Annotated in this window: 15 protein-coding genes, 1 rRNA gene and 1 other annotated feature; of the genes, 4 read left to right on the top strand and 12 right to left on the bottom strand. The window is 36.5% G+C overall.

The features are described from left to right. Nucleotides 1-8: 8 nt before the first annotated feature. Nucleotides 9-1,569 (bottom strand): 16S ribosomal RNA (locus A5866_RS11475). 773 nt (nt 1,570-2,342) lie between these two features. Here A5866_RS11475 and A5866_RS11470 point away from each other — a divergent pair. Both A5866_RS11470 and A5866_RS11465 read left to right on the top strand, forming a co-directional pair. Continuing rightward, nucleotides 2,343-3,032 carry a response regulator transcription factor gene (locus tag A5866_RS11470; protein WP_086277585.1) on the top strand — a complete coding sequence of 230 codons (690 nt, stop codon included), beginning with the start codon at nt 2,343-2,345 and terminating at the stop codon, nt 3,030-3,032. After that, complete coding sequence (locus A5866_RS11465) at nt 3,022-4,173, top strand: sensor histidine kinase (RefSeq protein WP_086277587.1); 1,152 nt, start codon at nt 3,022-3,024, stop codon at nt 4,171-4,173. The genes A5866_RS11470 and A5866_RS11465 overlap by 11 nt, the downstream gene beginning before the upstream one ends. 59 nt (nt 4,174-4,232) lie before the next feature. Here A5866_RS11465 and A5866_RS11460 read toward each other — a convergent pair whose 3' ends face one another. The 6 genes from A5866_RS11460 to A5866_RS11435 all read right to left on the bottom strand — a co-directional run bounded on the left by A5866_RS11460 (nt 4,233) and on the right by A5866_RS11435 (nt 11,535). Continuing rightward, nucleotides 4,233-6,509 (bottom strand): ABC transporter permease, encoded by a 2,277-nt coding sequence (locus tag A5866_RS11460; protein WP_086445326.1) that lies wholly within the window; start codon nt 6,507-6,509, stop codon nt 4,233-4,235. After that, the gene (locus A5866_RS11455) at nt 6,509-7,204 is read right to left on the bottom strand and encodes an ABC transporter ATP-binding protein (protein WP_086277591.1); all 696 of its coding nucleotides are present in this window, start codon (nt 7,202-7,204) and stop codon (nt 6,509-6,511) included. The genes A5866_RS11460 and A5866_RS11455 overlap by 1 nt, the downstream gene beginning before the upstream one ends. Nucleotides 7,205-7,333: 129 nt before the next feature. Continuing rightward, the gene (locus A5866_RS11450) at nt 7,334-8,110 is read right to left on the bottom strand and encodes an AAA family ATPase (RefSeq protein ID WP_086445327.1); all 777 of its coding nucleotides are present in this window, start codon (nt 8,108-8,110) and stop codon (nt 7,334-7,336) included. Then, nucleotides 8,103-9,050 carry an AvrD family protein gene (locus tag A5866_RS11445; RefSeq protein ID WP_086445328.1) on the bottom strand — a complete coding sequence of 316 codons (948 nt, stop codon included), beginning with the start codon at nt 9,048-9,050 and terminating at the stop codon, nt 8,103-8,105. Before A5866_RS11445 ends, A5866_RS11450 begins: the two co-directional genes overlap by 8 nt. A 95-nt stretch (nt 9,051-9,145) precedes the next feature. Continuing rightward, nucleotides 9,146-9,751, bottom strand: a complete 606-nt coding sequence (locus A5866_RS11440; RefSeq protein WP_086445329.1) for a response regulator transcription factor — start codon at nt 9,749-9,751, stop codon at nt 9,146-9,148. Then, a complete protein-coding gene (locus A5866_RS11435) occupies nt 9,748-11,535 on the bottom strand; it encodes a hypothetical protein (RefSeq protein ID WP_086445330.1) in 1,788 nt (595 codons plus the stop codon). The genes A5866_RS11440 and A5866_RS11435 overlap by 4 nt, the downstream gene beginning before the upstream one ends. A 177-nt stretch (nt 11,536-11,712) precedes the next feature. After that, nucleotides 11,713-11,924: a binding site (T-box leader), on the top strand. 202 nt (nt 11,925-12,126) lie between these two features. Between A5866_RS11435 and serS the strand changes: the two genes are divergently transcribed. Both serS and A5866_RS11425 read left to right on the top strand, forming a co-directional pair. Further along, on the top strand, nt 12,127-13,398 hold the full coding sequence (gene serS, locus A5866_RS11430; RefSeq protein WP_086445331.1) for a serine--tRNA ligase: 1,272 nt from the start codon (nt 12,127-12,129) through the stop codon (nt 13,396-13,398). A gap of 142 nt (nt 13,399-13,540) precedes the next feature. Then, a complete protein-coding gene (locus A5866_RS11425) occupies nt 13,541-15,034 on the top strand; it encodes a polysaccharide deacetylase family protein (RefSeq protein ID WP_086445332.1) in 1,494 nt (497 codons plus the stop codon). A 43-nt stretch (nt 15,035-15,077) separates the two neighbouring features. Here A5866_RS11425 and guaB read toward each other — a convergent pair whose 3' ends face one another. The 5 genes from guaB to A5866_RS11400 all read right to left on the bottom strand — a co-directional run bounded on the left by guaB (nt 15,078) and on the right by A5866_RS11400 (nt 20,661). After that, complete coding sequence (gene guaB / locus A5866_RS11420; protein WP_086277603.1) at nt 15,078-16,562, bottom strand: IMP dehydrogenase; 1,485 nt, start codon at nt 16,560-16,562, stop codon at nt 15,078-15,080. A 158-nt stretch (nt 16,563-16,720) separates the two neighbouring features. Next, nucleotides 16,721-18,397, bottom strand: a complete 1,677-nt coding sequence (locus tag A5866_RS11415) for a hypothetical protein (protein ID WP_086445333.1) — start codon at nt 18,395-18,397, stop codon at nt 16,721-16,723. A 177-nt stretch (nt 18,398-18,574) separates the two neighbouring features. Further along, nucleotides 18,575-19,258: a DUF1129 domain-containing protein gene (locus A5866_RS11410; RefSeq protein ID WP_086277608.1), complete on the bottom strand. Its 684-nt coding sequence runs from the start codon at nt 19,256-19,258 to the stop codon at nt 18,575-18,577. Nucleotides 19,259-19,359: 101 nt separating this feature from the next. Beyond that, nucleotides 19,360-20,460, bottom strand: a complete 1,101-nt coding sequence (gene ychF, locus A5866_RS11405; RefSeq protein ID WP_069640167.1) for a redox-regulated ATPase YchF — start codon at nt 20,458-20,460, stop codon at nt 19,360-19,362. A 3-nt stretch (nt 20,461-20,463) separates the two neighbouring features. Continuing rightward, entirely contained in the window at nt 20,464-20,661 is a 198-nt protein-coding gene (locus A5866_RS11400; RefSeq protein WP_086445556.1) for a DUF951 domain-containing protein, read from the bottom strand. Between the last annotated feature and the right edge of the window lie 2 nt (nt 20,662-20,663).

Raw genomic sequence — 20,663 nt, 5'->3', positions numbered from 1 at the left:
TTCCTTAGAAAGGAGGTGATCCAGCCGCACCTTCCGATACGGCTACCTTGTTACGACTTCACCCCAATCATCTATCCCACCTTAGGCGGCTGGCTCCACAAGGGTTACCTCACCGACTTCGGGTGTTACAAACTTTCGTGGTGTGACGGGCGGTGTGTACAAGGCCCGGGAACGTATTCACCGCGGCGTGCTGATCCGCGATTACTAGCGATTCCGGCTTCATGTAGGCGAGTTGCAGCCTACAATCCGAACTGAGAGAAGCTTTAAGAGATTTGCATGACCTCGCGGCCTAGCGACTCGTTGTACTTCCCATTGTAGCACGTGTGTAGCCCAGGTCATAAGGGGCATGATGATTTGACGTCATCCCCACCTTCCTCCGGTTTGTCACCGGCAGTCTCGCTAGAGTGCCCAACTGAATGATGGCAACTAACAATAAGGGTTGCGCTCGTTGCGGGACTTAACCCAACATCTCACGACACGAGCTGACGACAACCATGCACCACCTGTCACTTTGTCCCCGAAGGGAAGACTTGATCTCTCAAGCGGTCAAAGGATGTCAAGACCTGGTAAGGTTCTTCGCGTTGCTTCGAATTAAACCACATGCTCCACCGCTTGTGCGGGCCCCCGTCAATTCCTTTGAGTTTCAACCTTGCGGTCGTACTCCCCAGGCGGAGTGCTTAATGCGTTAGCTGCAGCACTGAAGGGCGGAAACCCTCCAACACTTAGCACTCATCGTTTACGGCGTGGACTACCAGGGTATCTAATCCTGTTTGCTCCCCACGCTTTCGAGCCTCAGCGTCAGTTACAGACCAGAGAGTCGCCTTCGCCACTGGTGTTCCTCCATATATCTACGCATTTCACCGCTACACATGGAATTCCACTCTCCTCTTCTGCACTCAAGTCTCCCAGTTTCCAATGACCCTCCCCGGTTGAGCCGGGGGCTTTCACATCAGACTTAAGAAACCGCCTGCGCTCGCTTTACGCCCAATAAATCCGGACAACGCTTGCCACCTACGTATTACCGCGGCTGCTGGCACGTAGTTAGCCGTGGCTTTCTGGTTAGATACCGTCAAGGTAAGAGCAGTTACTCTCCTACTTGTTCTTCTCTAACAACAGAGTTTTACGATCCGAAAACCTTCTTCACTCACGCGGCGTTGCTCGGTCAGACTTTCGTCCATTGCCGAAGATTCCCTACTGCTGCCTCCCGTAGGAGTCTGGGCCGTGTCTCAGTCCCAGTGTGGCCGATCACCCTCTCAGGTCGGCTATGCATCATGGCCTTGGTGAGCCGTTACCTCACCAACTAGCTAATGCACCGCGGGTCCATCCATCAGTGACACCCGAAAGCGCCTTTCAAATCAACACCATGCGGTGTCGACTGTTATGCGGTATTAGCACCTGTTTCCAAGTGTTATCCCCCTCTGATGGGTAGGTTACCCACGTGTTACTCACCCGTCCGCCACTCCTCTTTTCAAATGAGTGCAAGCACTCGGTAGAAAAGAAGCGTTCGACTTGCATGTATTAGGCACGCCGCCAGCGTTCGTCCTGAGCCAGGATCAAACTCTCATAATAAAAGTTGAACACGATCTTGCGATCGATAAGCTCATTTGGTTGCTAGCATATTGCTTGCTTGTTAAAAATTGTTGTTTGTTTTTACCGTTGTAAAAACAACCTACACATTTGGTTCGTCTTACTTTGTTCAGTTTTCAAAGGTCTACTGTGTTACCTCGCAGCAACTTTTATATCATATCAAATCTTTGATTTGATGTCAACACTTTTTTAAAAAAGTTTCAAAGTTTTTTTCTGCTCGATGTCATCAATTGTTTCGTGACAACTTCATTAGTTTATCAGGTTACTTGTTATTTGTCAACAACTTTCTCGCTGATTTTTCAAGTTTTTTCAAACTCGAATTGTTATTCTATTTTCGTTCAGCCATCTTTGTTTCTTGCGACAACTTCACTATTTTATCAGGTCCACAGCTGCTTGTCAACAACTATTTTACTGATTGCAAAAGTTTTTTCCCAACTTAAGCTGTTATATTATCTTCATCGTTTGACATGTTTCCTCGGTGCCTTGCGACAAGATATAATATACCAAGATTCTAGGCGTAGGTCAACTAAAACTTGCACTTTTTTGAAAGTTTTTTCCGTTACCGATTGTTTTATTACTTTTGTTCTTTAATGTTCGTTTTTGAGAAAAAAACGGCTCTTTTCGCCTTGTTTCTTAATTTTTGGTAACATATTCTAAATTTACCGTAACTTCTCTTTGTTTTTGTCAATTTTTCTATTTTTTTGTTAGAATGAAGAAGAAGAATTCTACTATTATATATGGAGGAAATGAATGATATGAAAATTTTAGTTGCTGATGATGATAAAGAGATTGTAGAACTACTGAGTATTTATATTCACAACGAAGGCTATGAAGTGGTTAAGGCTTATGATGGAAAAGAAGCCTTATCGAAAATTCGGACTATTTCAGATATTGATTTACTTATACTAGATATCATGATGCCAATCATGGACGGTATGCAAGTTGTGAAAGAGTTGCGAAAAGAATCTCAAATTCCAATTATTATGTTGACTGCTAAAACGACAGACATGGATAAAATCAAGGGCTTGGTAGCTGGTGCAGATGACTATGTTACAAAGCCATTCAATCCATTGGAAGTTATGGCTCGAGTTAAATCTATTTTAAGACGTAGCCAAATGCAACAAAAAGCTGACGAACCAGATGTACTTGAAATCGGCTCACTAATCATCAATAAAGACTCTCATGAAGTAAAAACAGTTGATGGAAAGGAAATCCAGCTAACTGCACTAGAATTTGGGATCTTGTATCTATTAGCTAGCCATCCTAATCGTGTTTTCAGTGCCGATGAAATTTTTGAGCGTGTCTGGCAGCAAGAAAGCATTGTTTCTGCAAAAACAGTTATGGTTCACGTTAGCCACTTAAGAGATAAAATAGAAGAAGCGACTGGCGGAGAAAAAGTCATTCAAACAGTTTGGGGAGTTGGATATAAGATCGATGCTCGTTAGACAAAAGAAGATCGAAAAGCAAAAGAGAATCACATTAACATCTAAAGAAATCAGTGAATTATTAGCTGAGGGGATTGTTACAATTATCCTGTTGCTTCTATTAAATGTTTCAATTACAGTTCTGCTTAGTGGTAGTCAGACACTACAAGGAATCATCTGGGCAACGAAAGGTGCTTTTGCTCAAGAACTAAATACAGACTTATTTTGGAGTTTGAGTAAATTTGTGATTCCTATTTTCTTTATTGTTGATGTCAGCGTGTTGTACTGGCGATTAATCCGTCGTTATCGTCAAATGCAGTTACGTCATATTATTAGTGAGTTACATTATATTGCAGATGGCAATTACGATCATCGTATCCCTTTCGAGTTGAGTGGTGATTTAGCGAAAGTCGTTACTAGTATTAATGGTTTAGTTGATAGTACCGTTGCGGCTATCGAAGATGAGCGAAAAATCGAGAAATCAAAAGATGAGTTGATCACGAATGTCAGTCATGACATCAGAACACCTTTAACTTCTATTATAGGTTATTTAGGTTTGATTGAAGATCGGCAATTTCATAATCAAGAGGATTTACTGAAATACACACATACAGCTTATGTAAAAGCAAAACAGATGAAGCTACTTGTTGATGATCTCTTCGAATATACAAAAGTTCGCCAACCTTCTGTCCCAATCAATTCAATCAATTTTGATATGGCTCAATTGATTGAACAACTTGCAGCTGATTTCGAGCTTGAAGCAGACAAGAATGGCATGATTATTCAAGTCAATGCTAATCCAGCTTCAATCAAAATGGATGGAGATACTGAAAAGTTAGTGCGTGTCTTTAATAATCTCCTATCAAATGCGCTTAAATATGGAAAAGGCGGTAAAAATATCGTCATTGATGTAGAAAAAGTTGGAACTGAAGCTGTAATTGCTGTTAGAAACGATGGCCCACCTATCCCTAAGAAATCTTTGGATCAACTATTTGATCGTTTTTATCGTGTAGAAGAATCACGTTCGCAAGAAACAGGCGGAACAGGTCTTGGTTTAGCTATTGCACAAAGCATTATTGCATTACATGGAGGATATATCTATGCAACATCTGATAATCGTTGGACCTCATTTATTATTCACTTGCCTTTGAAGAGAAATTAGTTAACAAGAATAAGAGTTAGGAATTACACTGAATGTGTATTGTTCCTAACTCTTATTCTTTAGTCTACACCCTTTAATGATTCCACCATATCAAGTTTTTGTATTCTTCTTCCAACAAAGAAAGTTGTTGTTAATGAACAACCCCATACGACAAGTGAAGCGAATGTCAAATTAAGTATGCCTATATAGGAAGTATACTCTAAGTGTATCGTTGAAAAAGTTTTGACATACTGGTCTAAAAACCATAATCCTAATGGGATTCCAATAAGCCAGCCGATTGCTGTTGTAAATAGGTTCTCGATCATTGTAATTCTTCTTAGCTCTTTCTTATGAAAGCCAAGTACTCTTAACGTCGCATAATCTCTTGTTCTTTCAACAAAATTCAGTGTTCCTAAATTATATAAAACCACTACAACCAACAATATAGCAAACGCCACGATCATCATGAAAATACTACTTAAGCTTTCAACGAATTCATATGCGTTTCCTTTTTGATCCACTATGTTAATCACTGATTCTACATTCGAATTATTTTTTAGTTCTGATACTGCTAGATTTGCTCCTACTAATAAAGTATGTGGCGCAAATTTCCCACCCGCTTTCTCCCAAGTTTCTTGCATAATATAAGCACCTTGATTCGTTTCGCTAGTAATAATCCCTTTGACTTCAAACTCATAATCATTCGTATCCAAGGAAGATCGTACCTTAACTTTATTTCCTACTTTTAAGTTAGCTCTTTCTGCAAACCCATTAGTCAAATAGATTCCGTCATTCGATACAGGTTTATTATCTTTTGTTCTCATATTTACAAATGAGCCTTTACTTATAATGATCAGCAAACGATTGTATCCGTCATCTGGCGTATATCTAGCTGGTAAAATTTGTACACTTTGTCCGTCAAATTCATCGTTCAACGCGTCAAAGTTTGTCGTTTCTAGTCTTTTATCATAAGTGAAATCTTGATTATATGCTTTATCTACTAAATGATTGATTGATTCCGGCATACCAAAGCCAGCTGTAAGCAACATCATTCCACCAGCTACACCAATAATTCCCATTAACATCCTGACTCTATTAATAGCGGCATCTCTAAAAGCCCATCTATTTTCAAAACTTAATGCATTCCATAAGAAGGGCATTCTTTCAAGAATAATAGAATGAACATTTTTTGTATTTCCTCCGCGAAGAAATAATACCGGCAACCCTATTCTTGCTTCTCTGGAAGCTAAGAAAGCTGATAAAACACAGGTGAAGACAACAATCGAAATAACAATAAACGAAGTATAGTTATACGAAATCGTCCATTCAGGAATTGAAAACATGTCTTTTTGCGTATTCAAAACAAACCAAGACAATAATGGAGATACTACCGCTCCAAGAACAGCTCCGCCTCCTCCGATTAAAAAACCATAGCTAGCATAATGAACACCTATACTCAGATTGGAAAATCCCAATGCCTTCAATACAGCAATTTCCTTTATTTGAGATTCAATTAGCCTTCTAATAGTTGTATACATGGCCAAAATTGCAAGTAAGATAAAGATAAATGAGAACATATACGATAAATTACGAATTTGTCCAACTCGATCTAAAGCGTTTGCTACCTCATTTAATGTTTCCCTATTATAATAAGCAATCTGTTTTACTCCTAAGATACTTTCAATATTTTTACGAATGTCATTCTTAGAGTTTCTCATTTCAATTACATTAGAGGGACCTCGGTGCTGAAAGTTCTGCTGTAAGGTTCTCTTTGAAATAATTCCATAGCCATAGTCCGAATAATTAGGGGCAATAAATTCTTGTGTACCAGTATAGTAAATTTTTTCTGGAGATTGAATAAACCCCTTTACGTTTAATTTGACTTGATGTTCCCTGTATTTTAATTGAATAGCATCTCCCACTGCGATACTATTTTCAGTAGCATATTCCTTATTTAGCCAAATTCCTTCTTCCTCTTTCGTAGGTAATTCATGTCCCTTTGTTAGAAAAGGTGTTGATAAATTATCGCTAGAGTATGTATCAACTGATAAATATTTTTCTCGAGTATCATCTCTTATATCGGTTACTTTTATCTGTGTTTTTTCAACGACATTTTCTACTCCAGAGAGTTCACTAATTTTTTCAATATCTTCATTTGTAAAACCAGTACTATATACCCAAGAATCTGCTAAATTAGATGTTGTGGTAAAATTATCCAAGCTTTTCTCTAAGCCACCCCATGCTCCTTGCAATCCAACAAATACTAAAACACTTAAAAATGACATTAAAAATACTGAGAAAAACTGAGTCCAATTTTTAAAAATATCACGTCTTAATTTTAGATTTAGAAAACTCACTATAATTGAACCTCCTGTACATCGATTGGATGAGGATTCTCTTCAATAGATGCAACATTGCCATCATGCAGACGAATTACTTTGTGAGCGATGCTAGCAAATTCTACATTATGCGTTACCATAACAACCGCTGTGTTGGAATCATTAGCCGCTTCTCTTAAAATTTCCATGATTTTTATTCCTGTGCCTGAATCTAGAGCTCCTGTAGGTTCATCACAAAGCAATAATTCTGGCGACTTTGCTAAAGCTCTAGCAATTGACACACGCTGCATTTCACCTCCAGACATTTGTGTTGGAAAATTATTTTTTCTATGCTCTAACCCTACTCTTTTCAAATAATTTTCTGCATTGTCTTGATTTCCGGTTAATTGTGCTGCAATAGCAATATTTTCATACGCAGTTAAACTAGGTATAAGATTATAGAATTGAAAAACGAACCCCACAACATCTCTACGATAAACTGACAATTCAAAGTCATTTAACTTCGTTATATCTCGTCCATCAAAACAAAATTTTCCTTTTGAAGCACGATCCATTCCTCCTAATAAATTAAGCATCGTACTTTTCCCTGATCCAGAAGGTCCTAAAATGACAGTAAACTTGCCCTTTTCAATTGTAAAACTTACATCATCCAGCGCTTTTACATTTTGTTCGCCTACCTCATACTCTTTACTAATATTTTTAAATTCTAACATTATATCCTCCTAATTTTTAAAGTTGAATGAGCCGTTTTGCATTGACGAAAAATAGGAAAACATGATTGTGACATTCTTTCGCACATTCAGGTTTTATCTTTCTTCTGAGATGCAAGCCCATAAAGCTAACTAATATTTTGTCATGATTAAAAATTTCTCTTTTAAACCAGGTTCTGAATATTGTTCAATAATCCTTTGAGCAACAGCTTCTCGATTTTTTTGAATTCTTGTTTGTGCCAGCTTCACTGCTTCTTCAACAGGAACTACTAGGGGAAGATGATACAACTCAACAATTTTCTTGACACGTTCGATTTGATTACCTGTTACAAGATTAGGCTCTAATCCAATACTGATGAATGCATTTTTTAATTCTTGATCTGATAACACTCGATATTTTTCTGAAACTGGACGATGTCCATCTGAATCCATTTCAAACTCAATTGGTAAGTGAACTGCATCTGTATACCACTGTTTTGCGTGTTGATTGGCGACTTGTCCATAAGCATCCAAATATTTTTTGAAAAAACCACGAGCTGGCAACCCTAATACGGCTTTTGCCATTCTGTGAGAAAATGATGATCCAGGGTTTATACCAACCTTCATCCTTACTGTTCCATATATCCATTCGTTCATTACAGATCCATCTGAAATAAAACTTCCCGAAGTCTGATAAAGTGCCATTTCTTCTCTAATTCTTTCTTCCATTCGTTTGAGTCCAAGTGCTAATAGTTCCGTCGCATTCATATCTTGAAAACGACGGCCGGGATACAAATCAGTTAAAATTTCTCTTGCTGATAAAGCATTAATCAGAGGAATTCCCGTCGCTATAGATAATGCTGTTGTAGTAGTGGTCTTTCCTGTAGAATACGTTCCTGAAATTACTAACCTAATTTCCTTCTTACCCACGTTCTTCACTCCCACTACTTACTTTTTCAGGAACCTTATGAGCTAATTTCCCTGAAAATCTAACCTTACTATCAGCTGTTTCACCAGCCATATTGAATGTTCTCCAGCTCTCGTTATTCATTGAAATAACCTGAGTTCTGTTTATTCCACCAGAAACAAGCACTTTTTCTGGATTATATTGATACGGCTCGTCCATTTCTGCCTTAGCCGATCGCATCCAGAAAGTATCGCTATATTTCCTTTCAATATCGTCAAAGTTATATGCAACAACTTGGCTCATCTGAGAAAAAATAATCAACCATTCAATCAAAGACATCGCTTGGGCAACCTTACTCCCTATTCCAGAATAGATAACCTCACTTTGCATTGATCGAGTTACTTCACACATCATTTCTTTTCCATTAAAAATTTCAATATTTTGGATATCATGACGTAAGTGTTTTAAATGGTTACTCATGTAATGTGCTACTTGTTCTTTGCTATTTTTATTTTGTATAGTTGTACTGTTACACTTCTTCAACTGAAGTGTAATTCTCATTCCTAAAATGAAAACAGTAAATTTCTGTTTATCTTTTTGAATGATTCTTTTTTCCAAGATCATCGGTATTCTCCTTAAATCTTCCACAGGTACAACTCCTGCCTTGATTTCAAAAGAAGCTAAATATAAAGTGTCTAGACAGATATCCGAGTTATATCTACATAAATAACCCTCTGCAACTAAAACTGCCAATATCAAGCCATCAACTGTACTTAAATGCGGTTTCAAAATTTCCCCATTTTTTTCTGACCAACCACATGATTGATTGATCTTCGCAACAAATACAATTTCTGAACTAAATGCGTTTTCCTCTACTCCATTTAGTAAACTGTATTCTGTATTTTTGTGCCCCAAACCAAAATATCTAGTTTCAAACTTACCAAGTATTTCGTCAACAACCATTTTTTTCCCTCATTTCAATTTGATATACTTAGCATAAAAGGAAACCCGCAAGAAAACATCCGTATCTTCCGAATGTTTTTTTGCGGGTTTCCTCATTAATTGATTAAATTCAATTTAATTGCTTCTCTAACTGCACCAATTCGACTGTTTACTCCAAGTTTTCTACATATATTAGTTACATGAGACTCAACTGTTCTTCGACTTACATAAAGTTCTTTTGAAATCTTTTCATTTGTATATTCATTGACAATCAGGTTGATAATTTTTATTTCTATTTCACTTAAAATCGGATTTTCTTCTATTGAAACTAGAAAATCTGGGATTACATGATTTCCTTTATAGACATTGATTACTGTACTAATAAGTTCTTTATAGCTTGTCTCTTTACGAAGAAATGCTTTTACACCTAATTCTAATGCTCTTTTGTGGAGCATTTCTTCATAAAAACCTGAAATCAAAATGACTTTCACATCACTATTAGCCATACCTTTTATTTTCTTTACCAAATCAAATCCATGAACACCATCTAACATCAGATCCATCACTACAACATCTATATTCTTGTACTTAATACAAATCAAAAATTCTTCTACTGTTGTGTAGGCTCCAATGATATCAAATTCTGGAACTGTTTCTAATTTATTACGCAGCCCTTCTAGTACAAGTCGATGGTCATCAATTAGTGCCATTCTGATATTCATATCATTTCTCCTTTTAAATGATCGTAAGGAAGGGTCATCGTAATAATCGTTTGATCATTTGTTTCAATCAATAGTTCCCCACCAAGCAAAATCAATTTTTCTTTAATTACTTCCAATCCAAAATGTGCGTGAGTATCATCTTTCTTTTGAATATATTTCCCATTATCCAATACTTTAAATTCACAAAGCTCATCCTTACACGTGATAATCAATTCGATTTCATCTGCTTTTCCATGCAAAATACTGTTGTTCATAAACTCTTTCAAGGAACGCAAAATAAAATTATTCACTTTCACTGGGTAGTGCTCTACTTTTGTATCTATACTATGCGTTATTCCCACAGAATATTTCTTCATTGTCTGTTCAATCATAGAAACAATCGTATTGGTCAACCCCATTTCTTTAATCATCAATGGATAGATATCTGAACATAGCTCTCTCAAGTTAAATATTACTTCGTCTAATTCCTGAATAATAACTTCTTTCGCGATACTACTCTCTTTTTCTTCAGCAATCTTCATTAAATAGATGACATCTTGAATAACCGTGTCATGAATATAAGTAGAGATACTTTCTCTCTCATCTTCAACAGCGACAAATAATGAAACTGGATCACTATACTCTTTATTTCGTTTCACAGTTAAAATCAGTTCGCCAATCAACGGGAAAAAAGAGTAAATCAACAGAAAAACATAGCACAACAAGTTGGCAAGAGGAACATATCTACCTAATAAGGAGACTAGAATTATCGTAAAAGATAAAATAAAAGCGAGAATAAAATATAACAGTGCTTGGTTCATCCGATACCTATATCTTAAAAAACGTGACAATATCAACAGATGAATTACACCAAAAATTGGAAATATTGTAAAAATAACCACTAAATAAAACGGTGCTACCCAGCCAGTAGGTAAAATATAAAATAAAAATAAGGGGACAAAACTCAATAGACTGATTAAGGATAAATTTACTTGTGTTCCTTCTTTTCTCGTCTTACTAGAAAACCTTTTTTTTAAATCGCTGATTGATAGAGTAATCAGAATAAAACCCAGCAAGTAAAATACGCCAACGGATAAATATTCAGTTAAAATAATAGGTAATTGGACGCAATATACAAAGAACATCAGAGAAATATTCACTAATCCGACTAATCCAATAAATCGTACGATTTTACTATTGACTATATTTATTGATTTAGATTTATCTAAAAACGTATAGACATAAAAAGGAAAAGCTGAGATAAACAAAATAATAATGAGCCTCCCAAAGTAATTTCCCATACTAGAAGGAACAACTGATAACAACGTAAAAATAGCCAGCACACTAAATTGATAAAATCGTTTAGAGCTATTATTGGTTAATTGTTTTTTGGAAAGTCCTATCAGAAAAAGCAGATACACCAAACCAATAATGAAGAAAATACAGAATACTTTAAAATTTCGATTATTTTTAGAAAACAATATTGTATGTAACTCACCGTCTCTTGCAACAATCACACTTTTAGCTTGTTCTACAATCAGCCAATTATTCAATAGTCTATTCTCGTTTACTGATTGTTTATCGATGAATTTTAATTCATCATTTATCTTTACACCACTACTATTAGCTGCACCATCAGCCTGTAGTTTTGTTACAACCCACTTATTCCCTTCTTTTCTACCTCCAATGCCAAGATAGTTACTTTGAGATGTCACCAACCAAAAAAAATAAGCGCTGACTGCTATAAAAACCATTAACAATAAAATACTCAGTTGAATCCATGTTTTCCTTCTTGATTTATTCAAGCTCTATCCTCCAAGTTATTAAGGGTTATTAATTCTTTTTTCACTAATTGATTACTATTTTATCATACCCTTTAAAGAATCGATATTATATTCTAAGAAATAACAAAAAATGAACTTTCAATTATATTTACATTAATCACTTACCAAGGTTGACATCCCAACAAAAGTTTTGTATCCTAATGACAAGCAAAGAGAAAAAGTATTTATAGTAATGAATCAAAGAGAGTTTGCGGTGGTGAGAGCAAATATTCAACTATAAAGAAGTCCGTCTCTATTCTATGCGTTTGACGAAATAAGCCAAACCGGTGGCAGCCGTTATCTGCACTACAAGGGCAGCATCATGCTGAACTTGGGTGGTACCGCGAAATTCAAGTCATTTCGTCCCAAGAATTTTTTCTGGGGATGGAGTGGCTTTTTATTTTGCTACAAGATTACCTAGCCACGCTTTTATATGTTATCTAGCTTCGCAGAATAGCCTTTTGGAAAAAAGATAAAATATGATTGTGACAAAAAACGCCACATTCATATTTCCCTATTTTTCTGTCAAGGCTGAACAAGTCTGCTACGCTTTTAAAATAAGGAGGAGTAAGTATGTTAGATGTAAAAATGATCCGTCAAAATTTTGATGAAGTACAAACAAAATTGAAAACCCGTGGTGTCAAAGAAGAGGTATTAGTAGAATTTTTGCGCTTGGACGAAAGCCGTCGTAACTTATTAGTGAAATCAGAACAACTGAAAAAATATCGTAATGATGTTTCGGCTGAGATCGCACAATTAAAACGAAATAAAGAAGATGCTACTGACAAAATCGCTGAAATGAAAGAAGTTGGCGGGAATATCAAAGCGATGGATACTGAAATTGAGGAAATTGATGACAAACTACAAGAGATTTCTACAACTTTACCCAACCTTCCTCATGATTCAGTACCTGTAGGCGCTGATGAAGAGGATAACGTTGAAGTTCGTCGTTGGAGCGAGCCAAGAAATTTCGCATTTGAACCAAAACCTCATTGGGACGTAGCCGAAAATTTAGACATTCTTGATTTCGAGCGTGGCGCAAAAGTATCTGGTAGTCGTTTTGTTTATTATAAAGGATTAGGTGCTAGACTTGAACGAGCATTATACAATTTTATGTTGGATATGCATGTTTACGATCATGGGTACACTGAAATGATGACGCCTTATATTGTAAATAGCAATTCTATGTTTGGAACTGGACAATTCCCTAAATTCAAGGAAGATGTTTTCCAATTAGAAGGCACTGATATGACGTTGATTCCAACTGCTGAAGTTCCTCTGACAAACTACTATAATAACGAGATCTTGGATGGTCAAGATTTACCGATCTACTTTACAGCTTTAAGCCCGTCTTTCCGTTCTGAAGCAGGCAGTGCTGGTCGCGATACACGAGGATTGATTCGTTTACATCAATTCAATAAAGTAGAAATGGTGAAATTCAGTGATGCAGAACATTCTTATGAAGAATTAGAAAAAATGACAGCAAATGCGGAAGATATTTTACAAAAGCTAAATCTTCCTTACCGTGTTATGTCATTAGCTACAGGAGATATGGGCTTCTCTGCTGCGAAAACCTATGACTTAGAAGTTTGGATTCCAGCACAAAATGCTTACCGCGAAATCAGCTCTTGCTCAAACTGCGAAGATTTCCAAGCTCGTCGTGCAATGATCCGCTACCGTGATGAAAATGACAAAGTTCAATATGCTCATACATTAAACGGTTCAGGTTTAGCAGTTGGCCGAACAGTTGCAGCTATTTTAGAAAATTATCAAAATGAAGATGGAACAGTGACGATTCCTGAAGTTTTAGTACCCTATATGGGCAATTTAAAACTGATTAAATAATTTTTTTAGATAAATAAAAAAAATTAAATAAATCAAAAGAATCATCTCCATAACAGTATAGCAGTTGAAAGTCCCAAAAAGGCATGATAACATTTAAAAGACCGTAAATAATCAAATATATAAAATTAGAGGGATAGACGTTATGGAGAGAAATAATCACCCACAAGGAACCAGAAACAGCCGCCGCAACAAAAAGAAACACGTTTTTTCAAAAAAATTAGCATTTGTATCAATTTTAACCGTTTCTTTTATTTTAATTGGTGGTGGTGTTTATGCTACGTACGCAATGCAGCATAAACCAAAAGAAGCCAATGAACTTGAAGACAATAGTTATTTTGAACAAAAAGATGCGGCACTGCTAGCAAAAATTCGAGAATCTCAAAAAAATGAGGCGCTTGAAAGTACTGAGCAAGAAAAAACGAACGGCAATATTCAAACACTGACCTATGAACCTGCTGCATCTGACTCTATCCCTCAATTAGTAGCGATCAAAACTGAATTGACCGCTTTGATGACCGCGGCTGAAAAAGACAGCTCAAAAAAAACTGCCATCAAGCTTGTCGGTCACATAAAAATGCTTAAAATCACTGAACAAGTGATTGGTTATCAACCAGTTGTTGACACGTATACTTGGGATTATAATGATGAAGATTGGTCTGAGAAAACCGAAATGGGTAAAAATACAGCGTTTGTTAATCAAAAGACCAAACAACCGCTGACACTACAGGATATTTTCATGGGTGAAGCCAATATGTTGGCTGTTCAACAAATCATTGAACAAAAGCTACTCTCTGAAAGTCCAGATGGTAATGCTATTATCGATAGTATTCTCAACATGCCTAAGATTTCTTTAGAGGGAACTGCATTCACCTACCATGCTGATTCAATTAGCTTAGGCTTACCGGAAAATCCTACTGGTAAAAAAGAAATCACATTGCCTTACAAAGATATTGCCAGTTATGTAAATCCTGAATTTGTTGACCCAGCTGCTATCAAAGATGCTTTACCCGAACCACTAGACCCAAATAAAAAATACATTTCATTAACGTTTGATGATGGTCCAAACCCGGAAACAACACCTAGACTTCTAGATATTCTAAAAGAAAAAGGCGTTAAGGCAACTTTCTTTATGTTAGGACAAAACGTCGTCAAACATGAAGCCCTTGTAAAACGAGTAGCCGATGAAGGTCACGAAGTAGCTAGTCACTCATACTCACATCCTCAATTAACTGGTGTTGATGCACAAAGAGTGACAGATGAAGTCCAAAAAACGGATAAAGCCATTTATCATGCTATTGGCAAACTACCTACTGATTTTAGACCACCTTATGGGGCTGTCAACAAAGATGTAGCGAAAATCATTGGGAAGCCGATCATTCAATGGTCTGTAGATTCACAAGACTGGCAAAGTCACAATGCTCAAGCTATCATTAAACGGATTGATGATACTGCTTATAACGATACAATTGTTTTAATGCATGATATTCATCCTGAAACAGTAGATGCAGTATCTACTGTGATTGACCATCTACGTGGAGCAGGTTATGAAATTTTACCTTCTAAAGCATTATTAGGGAACAAAGCAAAACCTTTGCATATGTATTATGGTTCTAAAGATGAACGTCCTGTGCAATAAAGAAAAAAAACTCTTATGTCCTATCGACATAAGAGTTTTTTGTTTATTGTTCTACAGAGTAATTAGGAGCTTCTTTTGTAATTTGTACATCATGAGGATGAGATTCTTTCAACCCATTCCCGCTCATTTGAATAAATTGTGCTTCTTCGCGTAATTGCTTCAAGTTTGCAGCACCAACATAGCCCATACCTGATTTTAAACCACCGATCATTTGGAACACGATATCTGAGACACTGCCTTTATAAGCAACGCGACCTTCAATACCTTCTGGCACTAATTTATTTGCTTCATTGACACCACCTTGGAAATAACGATCACTTGACCCTTTTTCCATTGCGCCTAATGAACCCATTCCGCGATATGTTTTAAAGCGACGTCCTTGATAAATTTCAAATTCACCAGGTGATTCATCCGTACCAGCTAACATACTACCTAACATAACGGCATGTCCACCAGCAGCTAAGGCTTTCACGATATCTCCAGAATATTTAATCCCACCATCAGCAATAATTGATTTTCCATACTTACGAGCAACAGATGCTGCATCATAAATAGCTGTTAATTGAGGCACACCCACACCTGCTACAACACGAGTCGTACAAATAGAACCTGGACCGATCCCAACTTTAACAACATCGACACCGACATCATAAAGAGCTTTAGCTCCCTCAGCCGTTGCGATATTTCCAGCAATCAACGTAGCTTCTGGGAACGTATCACGGATTTCTTTGATTTTACGAATTACCCCTGCACTATGACCATGGGCCGTATCAATAATGATTGCGTCTACTCCTGCTTCCAACAAAGCTTCCGCGCGTTCAAACGTATCACTAGTTACACCAACAGCTGCAGCTGCTAATAAACGACCATGTTCATCTTTCGCTGCATTTGGGAATTCAATTACTTTTTCAATATCCTTGATCGTAATCAATCCACTTAAACGATTATTTTCATCAACAATTGGTAATTTTTCGATTTTATGTTTTTGTAAAATCTTTTCAGCATCTTTTAGAGAAGTACCAACTGGGGCTGTTACTAAGTTGTCTTTTGTCATCACTTCATCGATCTTCATTTGATAATCCGTTACAAAACGCATATCACGGTTTGTAATAATCCCTACTAATTTACGGTTTTCCATTGTTTCTACAATTGGTACGCCGCTAATACGATACTTACTCATTAGGTTTTCAGCATCTGCCACTAAATTTGTTGGCGTTAAGAAAAATGGATCGATGATTACGCCACTTTCAGAACGTTTTACTTTACGAACCTCGTCTGCTTGTTGAGCAATGCTCATATTCTTATGAATAACTCCCAAACCACCTTGACGAGCCATTGAAATCGCCATTTTACTATCTGTTACAGTATCCATACTTGCACTGATTAGAGGAATATTCAACTTAATATTTTTTGCTAGTTGGATACTCATATCCACTTCATTAGGTAGCACATGACTTTCTGCCGGAATTAATAAAACATCATCAAATGTAAGACCCTTTTTCGCAAATTTTGTTTCCCAGTTAGACATTTTCTAGATCACTCCTCTATTTAATTTTATATAAGAAAATAACAGATAATATAAGGTAAGTCAACCGCATTTCTTTGTTTAGAGCGATTTTCTTTTGGTTTCTTGAAACATGAGTTTTTTCTCATCTATTTGTTATCAAAATGAAAGTATAACTATTGTTATTTCTTTAATTTTAACCTAACAAGTACTCTCGTACCACCTTGCCACATAATCCCTACCAAGAGCGTCGAAATAGAAATACCTAAGGAAATTTTTTGAGCCCAAGTTGGCTGATATGAAACTACGACACTTCCTTTGTCGGCTAGCGAAACATCAACTAAGCCAGTTTGTTTATTTAATACAGTTGGAACTATTTTTTCTTTTCCATTACTGACTATTTTAGCCTGATAACCATAATAATAGATAAATGGAACTGTCACGGTCGCTTCTTTTGTGTTTTTAGTTTGATAATCAAATGCTACAGAATCAAATGTCATTTCAACTTTTTTTATTTCTACTTCCTCATTATCATACGTAAGCTGACGATTTTTATTTTTTTTGATGATTTCATAATCTACTTCTGTTGGTAAATATTCATGACCGGCACCAATATAGTAACTATTCGTTTGATCATATGACTGATGAGATAATAGCCGCTTTCCTTCAGTATCAATGCTTTCTTTTTCATATAATCCCACGCCAAGCAAAATAACCGTGGCTAAAACAAGTTGGCTGCTAGGGTATCTTTTAAACAGCCCTAAATCATCATTCGCAATAAGATAGGCTACTAACAATGTTACGATCGACAAAAAACGCCAAGGAAACTGGATTGTATTTAAAGGCGTCTGATCAAATAACTGCCAAGGGAAGAGATTCGTTGTCATAAACATAAAGAATAGGGCTAAAATAATCAATGTCCGGTTTGGTGCATCTCGTTTGAATAACATGCCAGTATAAAGCACCAAACCAAGTAGCAAAATAACACCTATATTAGCGGAGGATGCATGAAAAACTGTATTTTTAAAACTATTAGCCAACAGTTTACCCAAAGAATAGCTTCGCTCTGAAATCAGTGTCAACGGCTTTGAGGTGACTTGAAATGTCACATGTCTCATCTGTTCAAAAACCGGTACTAAATAAAAAGCTAATAACAATATCGTTACGCCTGCGGCTTTTACTATCGCCACAATTACCTCTTTTTTTAGAAATTTTTTCAAATTAAGAAGAATATATAATCCAATAAAAATACTGGCGATCTCCAATGAAATAAAATGAGCTAAGCCGATCCCTGTCATCCCAATAGTTAATAATAGCCATCTTCCTGTTTTCCCATTTTTCAATAAATATAAACTAGCTAAAATCAACGGAAAAAAACTCATCGCAAGTAGTTCCCCTAGTGCTTGTCGATTAAAAAAATCCTGTAAACGGTAAATCGATAACGTATATAATAATGAAAACAACCAGCTTTTCATCTTAGATAATGCCATATATCTTCCTGAAATATACGTCACAATAAAGGTACCTAAATTTATCCCAATAGCAAAAATGATAAAACTATTCGCTAGAGACAGACCTAGAAGACGTAATACTGCTGGAAAATACAAATAAAAATCTGGGTAAAACAAACTAGAGGCATACCCATATCCTCCAATAAAAAAATAGCTGATTTTAGGCAATAACACCCCATTTTTCATGGATAAAGCTAGACCTTCAATTCGATTTTGGTGGAAATGATAGTCATCACCGACCATAATATGACCATTCTGAAGATAAACAATATAGAGAGACAAAATGCTTAATATAAGAAAACTCAAAAAAATGACGATACGGCTATGTTGATTGAGCCAAGTTTTCATCGGTTCACCTCTTTCGATTGAAAATAAATTGAAAGTCTCATTCCTAGTCTTTATGGTATCGTGTAAAAGTTTTTCTTTCAAACACGAACCCCTTTCAAATCTCTTAGCTGGCAATCTAAAAAGAATCTTAAACAAAACGAAAAATAGTTTTGTTTAAGATTCTTTTTCATGTACTATTTAGCGTGCTAAACTGCTCCGCATATTGTATTTTTTCTTTAATAAGTAACGGGTACCTAAAGCAAGCCCACCAATAATGATAACAACAACTGGATCAAAGACAGGATTAATGATCGGTGGCAACATTGCGGAACCCGCAAAGACAACAAGCCATAAAAGCATTGCCCCAACTAAAATCAAACCAGTTTTGAACCAACCAGGACGTTTTGATTTATCCACACCTGGACGATCATATTGATAAACATATTTATACATCAGATAAAATACATACCCACCAGCCATTGAGGCTAACACCAATGTTAGTAATCCCAACGGTTGTGATTTACCTTTAGACCACATCATCATAACTGAGAACATGATCGTCATTACACCAAATAATAGTAATGTATTATCTAGCCACATCAACATAGGTGTTGATTCTGGTAATTCTTCTGGTTTATTTAAAATAGACTCCGTACGTTCAGCCACTGTTCCGAAAAGCTGACGCGCAGTTTTCCCACTTTTTTGACCTTCTACTAAATGAGGTAGAATTTCATGTAAAGCAAGTGTCTGTGCTTCTTCTGAAAGATTAGCAGCAACTAATGATTTTTTTAAGTCAAAGATGTACTGTTCATTTCTCTTTGTTAATTTTTGTTCAAGTTCACGATTTTCTGAAACAATAGCTCGAAGTGCTTCTGATTCCATTTTTTGCGTCCTCCTCGCCCGTGGCCAACGGGACAGTCTTTACCTAAAAAGTATTCTAACACATTTTTTAGGGAGAAAAACAGTTTTTAGCAATTTTTTTACTATACATTGAAGCGGAAAAGCATAACATCGCCATCTTGTACAATATATTCTTTTCCTTCTAAACGAACTTTACCTGCTTCTTTAGCTGCTTGCATATTACCATAGGTGTTCAAGTCATCAAACGAAACAGTCTCTGCACGAATAAATCCACGTTCAAAGTCCGTATGAATGATTCCAGCTGCTTGAGGTGCTTTGATTCCTTTACGGAAAGTCCAGGCACGTACTTCTTGCTCACCTGCCGTAAAGTAAGTTGCCAATCCTAATAAATCATAGGCAGCACGAATCAGTTGATCTAAACCAGATTCTTCAATTCCTAGTGCTTCTAAGAAATCTGCTTTATCTTCATCATCTAATTCAGCAATTTCTTCTTCAGCACGCGCACAAACTACGATTACTTCCGCTTGTTCATTTGCTGCAAAAGTCCGCACTTGTTGAACATAAGGATTATTATCTGAATCTGCTACTTCATCTTCTGAAACATTGGCTACATAGAGAATTGGTTTTGCTGTCAATAAGAATAAGCTTTTAACGATTTTTTGCTCATCTTCCGTAAATTCGATCGTACGAGCAGAAAGACCTTCTTCTAAAACCGGTTTAAGCTTGTCCAATACAGCCAGCTCTGCTACTGCATCTTTATCTTTTGTCTTAGCAATCTTAGCCACACGTGTATAGCGTTTTGTAATAGAATCTAGGTCAGCTAACACTAACTCCAAATTAATGGTATCAATATCTGCTAACGGATCTACACGCCCTTCTACGTGGGTAATATTATCATCATCAAAGCAACGTACTACATGACAAATAGCGTCTACTTGACGAATATGGCTTAAAAATTGATTTCCTAAACCTTCACCTTTACTTGCGCCTTTTACGATTCCAGCGATATCCGTAAACTCAAAAGTTGTTGGTACTGTTTTTTTAGGTTTCACTAACTCTGTTAAACGCAGCAAGCGCTCATCTGGTACTTCAACCATACCCACATTCGGATCAATTGTTGCAAACGGGTAATTTGCTGCCTCTGCTCCTGCTTTTGTAATTGCGTTAAAAAGGGTAGATTTTCCTACGTTAGGTAAACCTACGATTCCAGCTGTTAATGCCATTGATCATTCACTATCCTTTATTAGTTTTTTTTCCAAAATTTTCTTCATCTTTTTTTCAAAATCACGGCGTGTCATCATAACGATATGACCGCAGTTCGTACATTTTATTTTAATGTCGGCGCCCATTCGGGTAATTTCCCAACGATTTGCCTGACAAGCATGGGGCTTTTTCATTTCTACAATATCACCAAGATCATACATTT

The sequence above is a fragment of the Enterococcus sp. 12C11_DIV0727 genome (assembly GCF_002148425.2).
Taxonomy (GTDB): Bacteria; Bacillota; Bacilli; order Lactobacillales; family Enterococcaceae; genus Enterococcus_L; species Enterococcus_L lemimoniae.
The sequence above is the reverse complement of the archived record's forward strand: the minus strand, read 5'-3'. Positions and strand labels throughout refer to the sequence as shown.